At 72.9% G+C, this 9,865-nt stretch carries 9 protein-coding genes and 1 pseudogene; 2 read left to right on the top strand and 8 right to left on the bottom strand.

The annotated features are described in order from the left end of the window. Window positions 1-59 precede the first annotated feature (59 nt). Window positions 60-1,157 carry a succinyldiaminopimelate transaminase gene (gene dapC, locus ACFU99_RS20335; RefSeq protein ID WP_384393900.1) on the bottom strand — a complete coding sequence of 366 codons (1,098 nt, stop codon included), beginning with the start codon at window positions 1,155-1,157 and terminating at the stop codon, window positions 60-62. Window positions 1,158-1,249: 92 nt separating this feature from the next. Next, on the bottom strand, window positions 1,250-1,570 hold the full coding sequence (gene fdxA, locus ACFU99_RS20330) for a ferredoxin (protein WP_363128911.1): 321 nt from the start codon (window positions 1,568-1,570) through the stop codon (window positions 1,250-1,252). Window positions 1,571-1,684: 114 nt separating this feature from the next. Here fdxA and ACFU99_RS20325 point away from each other — a divergent pair, with 114 nt between their 5' ends. Continuing rightward, window positions 1,685-2,686: a GNAT family N-acetyltransferase gene (locus tag ACFU99_RS20325; protein ID WP_384393897.1), complete on the top strand. Its 1,002-nt coding sequence runs from the start codon at window positions 1,685-1,687 to the stop codon at window positions 2,684-2,686. A gap of 41 nt (window positions 2,687-2,727) precedes the next feature. Beyond that, on the top strand, window positions 2,728-3,573 hold the full coding sequence (locus ACFU99_RS20320) for a transglutaminase-like domain-containing protein (RefSeq protein WP_384393895.1): 846 nt from the start codon (window positions 2,728-2,730) through the stop codon (window positions 3,571-3,573). Between the two features lie 130 nt (window positions 3,574-3,703). Here the strand turns inward: ACFU99_RS20320 and ACFU99_RS20315 are convergent, their stop codons facing one another. The 6 genes and pseudogenes from ACFU99_RS20315 to ACFU99_RS20290 all read right to left on the bottom strand — a co-directional run. Next, the gene (locus ACFU99_RS20315) at window positions 3,704-4,885 is read right to left on the bottom strand and encodes a PP2C family protein-serine/threonine phosphatase (protein WP_384393892.1); all 1,182 of its coding nucleotides are present in this window, start codon (window positions 4,883-4,885) and stop codon (window positions 3,704-3,706) included. A 114-nt stretch (window positions 4,886-4,999) separates the two neighbouring features. After that, window positions 5,000-5,638, bottom strand: a complete 639-nt coding sequence (locus ACFU99_RS20310; protein WP_384393889.1) for a response regulator — start codon at window positions 5,636-5,638, stop codon at window positions 5,000-5,002. A gap of 113 nt (window positions 5,639-5,751) precedes the next feature. Further along, window positions 5,752-7,032 carry a sensor histidine kinase gene (locus ACFU99_RS20305; protein WP_384393886.1) on the bottom strand — a complete coding sequence of 427 codons (1,281 nt, stop codon included), beginning with the start codon at window positions 7,030-7,032 and terminating at the stop codon, window positions 5,752-5,754. 34 nt (window positions 7,033-7,066) lie between these two features. Then, window positions 7,067-7,810, bottom strand: coding sequence for an ABC transporter permease (locus ACFU99_RS20300; protein ID WP_384393884.1), 744 nt, complete (start codon window positions 7,808-7,810; stop codon window positions 7,067-7,069). Then, window positions 7,807-8,763 carry an ABC transporter ATP-binding protein gene (locus ACFU99_RS20295; RefSeq protein ID WP_384393881.1) on the bottom strand — a complete coding sequence of 319 codons (957 nt, stop codon included), beginning with the start codon at window positions 8,761-8,763 and terminating at the stop codon, window positions 7,807-7,809. Before ACFU99_RS20295 ends, ACFU99_RS20300 begins: the two co-directional genes overlap by 4 nt. A gap of 150 nt (window positions 8,764-8,913) precedes the next feature. Then, window positions 8,914-9,865: pseudogene (locus tag ACFU99_RS20290) on the bottom strand (hypothetical protein); the annotation flags it as partial.

Here is a 9,865-nt window from a genome sequence, read left to right as displayed (position 1 = left end):
CCCTGAGGGGCACTCGGCAGCACCCCACGCGCGTACCGTCCGCGACGGCTGACGAGCCGTTACTCCGTCAGCCGCCGTACGGCCGCGTCCACGCGCTCGTCCGTGGCCGTCAGGGCGACGCGCACGAACCGCTCGCCCGCCGTCCCGTAGAAGTCGCCCGGCGCGACGAGGATGCCGCGCTTGGAGAGGTCGCCGACCGTGTCCCAGCACGGCTCGTCCCGCGTCGCCCACAGGTACAGCGACGCCTCGCTGTGCTCGATGCGGAACCCGGCGCCCTCGAAGGCCGCGCGCAGCACGGTCCGCCGGCGCGCATAGCGGGCGCGCTGCTCGTCCACGTGCGCGCGGTCGCCGAGCGCCACCACGGTGGCCGCCTGCACGGGAGCGGAGACCATCATTCCGCCATGCTTGCGGATCTGGAGCAGCTCGCCGAGGACGGCCGCGTCGCCGGCCGCGAACGCGGCGCGGTAGCCCGCCAGGTTGGAGCGCTTGGAGAGCGAGTGGACGGCCACGATGCCCTCGTACGAGCCGCCGCAGACGTCCGGGTGCAGCACGGAGACCGGGTCGGCCTCCCAGCCCAGCTCGATGTAGCACTCGTCGCTGAAGATCAGCACACCGTGCTCGCGCGCCCACGCCACCGTGCGCCGCAGCTCCTCGGCGCTCAGCACCCGACCGGTCGGGTTCGAGGGCGAGTTGAGCCACAGCAGCTTGAGGCCCGCCGGGTCCAGCTCCCACGGGTCGTCGTAGACGACGGGCTCCGCGCCGGCCAGCCGCGCGCCGACCTCGTACGTCGGGTAGGCGAGGCGCGGGTAGGCGACCTTGTCGCCCGCGCCCAGACCCAGCTGGGTCGGCAGCCAGGCCACCAGTTCCTTCGAACCGACCACCGGCAGCACGTTGGCGTGCGTCAGGTCCCGCGCGCCGAGCCGCTCCGCGCACCAGCCGGTCAGCGCGTCGCGCAGCGCGAGGGTGCCCCACACCGTCGGATAGCCGGGGCTGTCGGCCGCGTCGGCGAGCGCGCGCCGGACCACCGCGGGCACGGGGTCCACGGGCGTGCCGACCGAGAGGTCGACGATGCCGTCGGCGTGGCCGGCGGCCGTCGCCTTGTACGGTTCGAGCCGGTCCCACGGGAAGGCGGGAAGCCGGTCGGAGACTGCGCCCACGGTGCTCTCTTTCCTCACGTCGTTCTCAAAACGCCTCGGTCCCGCGCGGCGGGCATGCCGTGCGGGACCGGGGCGGCGCGCTTCGTGCCCGTTTACTGGTTCTGCGGGTCCAGCGCGGCGATGAAGGGGTGGTCGCGCTCGATCAGGCCGAGCTTCGAGGCACCGCCGGGCGAGCCGAGCTCGTCGAAGAACTCGACGTTCGCCTTGTAGTAGTCCTTCCACTCCTCAGGAGTGTCGTCCTCATAGAAGATTGCCTCGACCGGGCAGACCGGTTCGCAGGCGCCACAGTCGACGCATTCGTCCGGGTGGATGTACAAGGACCGGGAGCCCTCGTAGATGCAGTCGACGGGGCACTCCTCGATGCACGCCTTGTCCTTCACGTCGACACAAGGCTGCGCGATGACGTAGGTCACGCTGTCGTTCCTCCTCGGTAGGGCGTATCTCGCGCGGGAGCGCGGCGTCGTCGATGCCCGCACCTAGTATCTCCGTTCCCGGGCAAGAGACGCACAAGAGGGGTGGAGAGAGCTGTGGAATTCACCACGGGCGGACGGTTCGAGGTTCGGATCACCCCTGCTGATGTGGGGAAAAGGGTATCGGTGCGGCGCGTCATCGACACCAGCGGGATGGTGGAGAAATTCACCGACACTGTTGGCGTTCTCACATCTTGGGCGGATGGTGTGCTGCGGATCACACGAAGATCCGGCGAAACCATCCCTGTGGAGGAAGCGACGCTGGTCGCGGGCAAGGTGGTGCCCCCGGCGCCCGCCCGGCGGCGCGTCCCCGCCACGAACGCCGAGGAGCTCGACCGGGTCGCGGCCCGCGCCTGGCCCCCGGTGGAGAGCGAGTTCCTGGGCGGCTGGCAGCTGCGCGCGGCGGCCGGTTTCACCCGGCGCGCCAACTCGGCGCTGCCGCTGGGCGACCCCGGAATGCCGCTGGACGCGGCGCTGCGCCGTACCGCCCAGTGGTACGCGGCGCGGGGCCTGCCCCCGTACGTACAAGTCAGCGAGGGCACGGTGGGCGCCGGGCGGCGGCTGGCGGACGCGCTGACGGAGCACGGCTGGCGCGCGGAGGGGTCCGCGCTGATGCGGATCGGGGCGCTCGCGCCCCTCGCGGACACCGGGGCGGACCTGTCGTCCGTGGCCCTCGCGCGGGCCCCCGGCGAGGACTGGCTGCGGCGGTACGGGCGGCTGACCCGGCACGGGCCCGAGGCGGCCCGGGTGCTGGGCGGCGGCCCGTCCGTCTGGTTCGCGACGGTGCCGGGCGAGGCCGGTGAGGCGCCCGCCGCGATCGGCCGGTGCGTCGTGGACGGCCGCTGGGCGGGGTTCACCGCCATCGAGGTCGATCCGGCGTGCCGGCGCCGCGGGCTGGCCTCGGCGGTGCTGGGGGCGCTCGCGGACACGGCGCTGGGCGAGGGCGCCTCGGCGGCGTATCTCCAGGTGGAGGAGGAGAATGAGGGGGCGCACGCGCTGTACGACCGGCTGGGCTTCGTCACCCACCACCGTTACGACCACTGGCGTGGCCCCGTATAGGAGTGTGCGGGTCCACCGCCCCGAGTGGGTACGAGGCACATATGTACGAGACCACCGGCCGACGGCAGCGGTTCGCGGAGGCGGCGCGCGAGAAGCGCCCCGACCTCGCGCTGCTCTGCCTGCTCCTCGCCGCCGAGGCCGATGACGGGCTGGACGAGTCCGGCATCGACGCCGCGCAGATCGAACTCGACCGGCTGGCCGGGCAGCTGCCCGCGCTCGCCTCCGCACGGCTGCGGCCGGAGCCGGCGAGATGGGCCCGCGCGCTGGCCGAGCTGCTCGGCGAGCGCCACGGCTTCCAGGGCGGCCCCGCCGACTACCGCAGGCTGGAGTCCTCGCTCCTGCACGAGGTGCTGCGCAGGCGGCGGGGGCTGCCGATCCTGCTGTCCGTGGTGTGGCTGGAGGTGGCGCGGCGGGCGGGCGCCCCGGTGTACGGGGTGGCGCTGCCCGGCCACTTCGTCATCGGGTTCGGCGATCCGTACGGGCCGCACGCGCTGGCCGATCCGTTCGACGGCGGGCGGCCGCTCTCCGACGACGACGCGGGGCTGCTCGTCGCGGGCGCGACGGGCGCGCCGCTCTCCCCCGCCATGCTCTCCCCGGCGGAGCCGCTGGAGATCGTGCAGCGCATCCTGAACAACATCCGGGCCTGGGCCACGGCCCGCCCGGAGCGGAGCGACGTGCAGCTGTGGGCCGTCGAATTGACGCTGCTGCTGCCCAGCCACCCGGCCCGGCTCCGCTACGAGCACGCCCAGCTGCTCGTACAGCGCGGGGACTTCACGGGCGGCGCCCGTGAGATGGAGGAGTACGCGGAGGTGATCGCGGCCATGGAGCCGAGCGCCGCCGAGTCCGTACGCCGCCAGGCCCGCTCGGCGCGGGCGATGCTGAACTGAGCGCCGGCCCCCTCGGGCGACGCCGGAGGGCTCGGGGAAGCCGCCGCCAGGGGTTTTCGGCAACGCGGCCGGGGGCCTCCCAGCGGCGGTCGGGGGAGCGCGCGTACGAGCCGCCGTGCGTCCGGCCGCCTCAGGCGGCCTGGGCCTCCTCCGAGGCGGTCACGCGCGGCAGCTCCACGGCGCGCGGCGCGTCGGCGAGGCGCCGGCCGGCCTCGGCGCGCCGCACCACCAGCACGGCCGCGTCGTCCCGCAGCTCGCCGCCGGTGTACGCGTCCAGGTCGGCGCGGAGCGTGCGGGCGAGGTCGGCCGGGCTCAGGTGCGTCCAGCCGGCCAGCCGCTCGCGCAGCGGGTAGAACTCCCCGGCCGCGTCGCGCGCCTCGGTCACCCCGTCCGTGCACAGGACCATCCAGTCGTCCGCGCGCTGCGCCATGTCCGCGGCCCGGCGCGGCCGGCCGGTGAGCCCGCCGAGCCCCAGCGGCAGCCCGGCGTCCAGCGGCAGCCGCTCCTCCACCTGGTCGCCGCGGACCACGTAGTAGGGGATGTGGCCGCAGGAGAGCGCCCGGCCCTCGCCCGGCCCCGTCATCTCCAGCAGCAGCGCGGTGACGAAGCGCTCGTCGGCGCCGGTGCGGGAGAACGCGTCGTTGTGGCGGACGAGCGCGGCCTCCAGGTGCTCGGCGACGTCCTCCAGGTTCCGTTCGTGGTACGCGGCCTCGCGGAAGGAGGTGAGCACGGCGTGCGCCGCGCCGATCGCGGGCATGCCCTTGCCCTGCACGTCGCCGATGACGATCCGCAGGCCGTACGGGCTCTCGACGGCCTCGTAAATGTCGCCGCCGACCCGCGCGCCCTCCTGGGCGGAGTTGTAGAACCCGGCTACGCACAGCGACCCGGCGTCGATGGGCAGGTCCCGCAGCAGGGTCCGCTGCACGGCGTCGGCGACCATGCGGGTGCGGTCGTAGACGGCCTCGCGCTCCATGAGGGCCCGCGAGAGCGACATGGCGCAGAGGCCGATGAGCAGCCCCGCGAAGAAGGCGACGAGGGTGCTGGCGGTGGACCATTCCGGCGCGACCACGCAGTACACCGCGGTCTGGGCGACGGTGTACACGGCGGAGACGAGGACCGTGCCGCGGTAGGAGCAGCGGCGCGCGGCGAGGAGCGGGGCGACGCCGGCGAACATGATCACCCGCAGCTGGGGCCCGGTGAGCGCGTCGGCCACGGCCAGCGCCACGATCGAGGTGACCAGGACCGCGGCGACGAGTCGCCCGCCGTCAGGCGAATGCTTACGGAGCATGGCGGCGGCGGATTCCTTCCTCATAAGAGCGGGATACGGGCGAGCGGCCGGACTCGCACACGCGACTCCAGTATCGATTGTCCCGTGCCTCGGCGGCGGCACGTAGGGGCATAAGTCCTCACCGATCCGCTCACACCCCTACAGCCAGCCCTTGTCGCGGGCGATGCGGACGGCCTCGGCGCGGTTGCGGGCGGCGGTCTTCTGGATGGCCGTGGAGAGGTAGTTGCGGACCGTGCCGGGCGACAGGTTCAGGGCGGTGGCGAGCTCCGCGTTGGTCGAGCCGTCGGCGCAGGCGCGCAGCACGTCCTGCTCCCGGTCGGTGAGCGGGTTCGCCCCGTCGGTGAGCGCCGCGACCGCCAGCGTGGGGTCGATCACCCGCTCGCCGCGCAGCACGCGGCGCAGGGCGTCGGCGAGCTGCGCCGCGGGCGCGTCCTTGACGAGGAACGCCTCGGCGCCGGACTCCATGGCCCGGCGCAGATAGCCGGGCCGCCCGAAGGTCGTGAGGATGACCACCTTGACGGCGGGCAGCTCGCGCCGGAGCAGCGCCGCCGCGTCGAGCCCGGACATGCCGGGCATCTCGATGTCGAGCAGCGCCACGTCGGGGCGGTGGGTCCGCGCGGCGTCCAGCACCTCGTCGCCGCGCGCCACCTGGACGGCGACCTCGATGTCCCCCTCCAGGCCCAGGAGCGCGGCCAGCGCTTCGCGCACCATCGACTGGTCCTCGGCGAGGAGGACTCTTATGCGTCTGGCGGGCGGCTCGCCGCCGGGGTCGGTCATGCCCGCAAGCGTAGTCAGCCGCCTGGTCGCCCCCGTCCAGGCAGCCGCGTCCGTACGGCCGGAGGCCCGTCGGTACGGTCAGGGGCCCACCCGTCCGCGCAGAGGCCGTACGGTCAGGGGCCCACCTCCACGTCGGGAGCGGCGGGGGCCTCCGGTGTGACACGGCGGGACAGCGGTACGGACGCGCGCAGCACGAAGCCGCCGCGCTCCCCCGCCCCCGTCTCCAGCCGCCCGTCGGCCAGTTGGAGCCGCTCCGAGAGGCCCGTCAGCCCGTTCCCGTACGCGCCCTCGGGGCCCCGGCCGTCGTCCGCGACGGTCAGCCGCAGCTCGTCGCCGCGCTCCTCCAGCGTCACCGTGCAGGTCCGCGCGCCGCTGTGCCGTACGACATTGGTGACGGCCTCGCGCAGCGCCCAGGCCAGCGCGCCCTCCTCGTCCAGGGGCAGATCGGGGTGGTCGGTCGCGATCCGGGACAGGTCACCGTTGATGCCGGCCGCGGCGAGGGCGGTACGGGCGCCCGCCACCTCGGCCTCCAGCGTGGGGCGGCGGAAACCGCTCACCGCCTCCCGTACGTCCACGAGCGCCTGCCGGCTGACCCGCTCGATGTCGGCGACCTGCTGGGCCGCGTTCTCGGGGCTGTCCGGCAGCATCCGTCCGGCCAGCTCGCTCTTGAGGGTGATCAGGGAGAGCGAATGGCCGAGGAGGTCGTGCAGGTCGCGGGCGAGCCGGAGGCGCTCCTCGTTGGCGGCGAGGTGCGCGACGGTGGCGCGGGCCTCGCGCAGCGCCCGGGTCGTACGGACCATCTGGCGCACGCCCATCATCGCGAAGCCGCCGAGGAAGGAGGGGATCAGCAGGGCGGCCAGCAGGGTGCCTCCGTCGCCCTCCATCGTCATCCCCACGGCGCACAGCACGACGGTGACGAGCGGGATCGCGATGCGGGCCCCCCGCACCGGCAGCACCGCGCCGCAGGCCACGGAGACGTAGACGCAGAGCACCAGCCAGGGCGGGCCGAGCGTCAGCGCCAGCACGATCCCGAGCGCCGTCAGGGAGCCCAGCGCCACGAGGACGCGGGCCCCGCGCAGCGCGCGGACGGTGTGGCGGAAGACGAGGACGAGATAGCAGCAGACGAACACGGTCAGTCCGGCCCAGCCGAACACGGTGGCGAGCACGCCGTGGTGGCCGTCGAGCAGATCAGAGACCGGCGCTGCCATATAGGCGAGCCAGATGCCGATCCACAGCAGCTTCATGACCACCTGCCTGCCGTGCTCGGGCTCCTGGGCGATCGCGAGCCCCCGGCTGGTCTCCTCGTCCTCGGCCGTCAGATACCGCCACAGGCCGCCGCGCTCGGGCCGCCCGTCCGGCCCGCCACGCTCGCCCCGCGCTCCCCGTCCGCTCATCGTCTCTCGCGCCCTCTCCTTCGGCCGTCGGTCCTCAGGCCTTGCGGGTGTCCTTGCGGTACAGCCAAGCGGCGGCGCCGGCGAAGAGCACAAGATAGACGACGAGCAGGGCCACATCCTTGGTGTGCGGCGCGTCGCCCAGTTCGATGGCCTGGCCGAGACCGGCGTACGCGTGGGTGGGCATCCATTCGGCGATGTTCTGGAGCCACTGTGGGAACGTCGCGGTCGGCATCCACAGGCCGCCCAGGACCGACAGGCCGAAGTAGACGATCATCGTGATGGGGCGTACCGCGTCGCCGATGGCGACGTAGCCGATGGCCACGCCCAGCGCCGCGAAGACGATGCTGCCCGCCCAGATCGCGACGACCAGCGCTATCCACTGCCAGGCCGCGTCCAGCCGCACGCCCTTGACGGCGACGGCCACCAGGAAGACCACGATGATCGACGGGAGCGTCACCACGGCGGCCGAGGCGATCTTCGCGGCCACGTAGCCGCGGCCGGGCAGCGAGGTCAGCCGCAGCTGCCGCACCCAGCCCTTCTCCCGCTCCTTGGCGATGCGCTCGCTGTTGCCCATGAGGACGGCCGTCAGCGCGCCGAAGGACGCCATGGACACCATGAAGAGCGTCGGCAGCGACAGATGGGTGTCGCCGATCTTCTCCGAGTTCTTCGCGCCGCCCGCGATCAGCAGATAGAGCGCCGAGGGGTACAGCACCGAGAAGAACATGAACTTCTTGTTCCGCAGGGTGCGCTTGATCTCCAGCTTGACCAGGGTATTCATCGGTTGCCGCCCTCCTCGGCGGTCGCGGCGTCGGTGATCGCTATGAAGGCCTGCTCCAGGCCGAGCCCGGCGACCTCCAGGTTGCGCGGGTACAGCCCGAGCCCGTACAGCGCGTGCACCGTCGCATCGGCGTCGTGCGACTGGATGCGGACCGTGCGGCCGGAGACCTCCACGGCGGACAGGCACGGCAGCCCGCGCAGCGCCGCCTCGTCGATGCGGCCCTCCAGGTCGAAGACGATCCGCCGCGCGCCCGCCTTCGCCTTGATCTCGGCCGCCGAGCCGTCCGCGAGGACCCGGCCGCGGTGCAGCACGATCACCCGGTCCGCGATGGCGTCGGCCTCTTCGAGATAGTGCGTGGCGAACAGGACCGTGCGGCCGGCCTGCGCCTGCTCCCGCATCGCGCCCCAGAATGCCTGACGTACCGTCACGTCCATGCCGGTCGTCGGCTCGTCGAGCACGATCAGGTCGTTGGGGCCGGCCGTCGCGAGCGCGAACCGCACCCGCTGCTCCTGGCCGCCCGAGAGCTTGTTGACCATCCGGTCGGCGATCTCGGCGATGCCCGCGCTCTCCAGCACCTGCCGCACGGGGTACGCGCGCGGGTGCAGGTCGCACGCGAGCTGCACGATCTCGCGGACCTTCACGTCCTCCATCAGGCCGCCGCTCTGGAGCATCGCGCCGACCTTGCCCCGCACGATGGCCTGCTGCGGCGTGGTGCCGAAGACCTCGACGGTGCCGGAGTCGGCGTTGCGCAGCCCGAGCAGCAGGTCGAGGGTCGAGGACTTGCCCGCGCCGTTGGGGCCGAGCAGCGCCACGGTCTCGCCCGGAAAGAGCTGGAAGTCCAGGTCGCAGACGGCGCGGACGCTGCCGTAGCTCTTGTTCACATTGCCGAAACTGACCACGGGAGCGCCGGTGCGGCGCCCGTCCCCCGTGAGTTCGATCGCTGAAGTGGTCATACGGACCACCTTCGCGGACGCGGGCGGCGCGCGGCAGTGTCAGCAGTCGTGAGCTGAGGATGACAGATGTCATGAGTCACGCCATGACCGAGCCCCCGCACCTGAGGGAGACGGGTGCGGGGGCTCTCGGGCTCGTGCGGTACGGCCTGGTCAGCCGCCGTTGGCCGGGATGACGCCGACGCGCTCGGCGGGCGTCTTGCCCTGGAGCGCCTTGTCGAGGGCCTTCGCGACGTCCTGCGGCGTGACCGGGCCCTTGGCGCCGTTGCCGTGCGCGACCATGACCCCCTGGAACGTCGTCCCGTACAGCTGCTGGAGCGTCGACAGGTCGTAGCTCGGGGTCAGCTGCCCGTTCTGCGCCTTGACCGAGAGGAACTTCGGCAGCGACAGTCCCGGGCTGAACTTGATGCTGTGCAGGGCGTCGGTCCGGATGGTGACGAAATCGGACATCGCGGGCTTCGCGAAGTCCTTCATCGCCCGGTCGACCTCGGCGTTGCTGATCGCCGGCTGACGGTTGGTGCTGGGCAGCGCCGTGACCTTGTCCTGACCGGTGATCGCCCGCTGCCGGTAGGCCTCGGTGACGGCCGCGATGGCCTTCTTGGTGTCCAGGCCCTGGTGCGCCTTGCCGTAGACCGGCACGGCCTTGCCCGCCTCGAACTTGATCGTGCCGTCCTTGGCCCCCGCCGAACCGCCGGCCAGCGTGTCGAGGGCGGAGGTCATCTTCTCGTCGTCCGCGACGATCTCCGGCTCGGCGTTCCGGGCCCCGCCGAACAGCGAGCCGATGACGGTGACCGGGTTGTACTCCCGGCCCGCGAGGCCCCGCACGGTCGCCTGGGTGTCGACCGTCAGCCCCGCGATGGACGGCTTGAGCTCGCCCTGCTTGCCGCCGATCGACACCTTCAGGGGCGCGGTCTTGCGGTTGCCCAGCGCCTTGTCGAGCTTCTGGACCGCTGCTTCCTTGGTGGAGCCGCCGATGTCGACGCCGAGGACGGTGGTGCCGGCCGGTACGTCCGAGTGGTCGAGCAGCAGGCCCGCGCCGTACGCGATGCCGACGAGGGCCACGAGCCCGCCGCCGAGCAGCACGATCTTGGAGCGGCCCTTCTTC

Origin of the sequence: Streptomyces sp. NPDC057654 (genome assembly GCF_042800135.1) — a bacterium.
Taxonomy (GTDB): Bacteria; Actinomycetota; Actinomycetes; order Streptomycetales; family Streptomycetaceae; genus Streptomyces.
The sequence above is the reverse complement of the archived record's forward strand: the minus strand, read 5'-3'. Positions and strand labels throughout refer to the sequence as shown.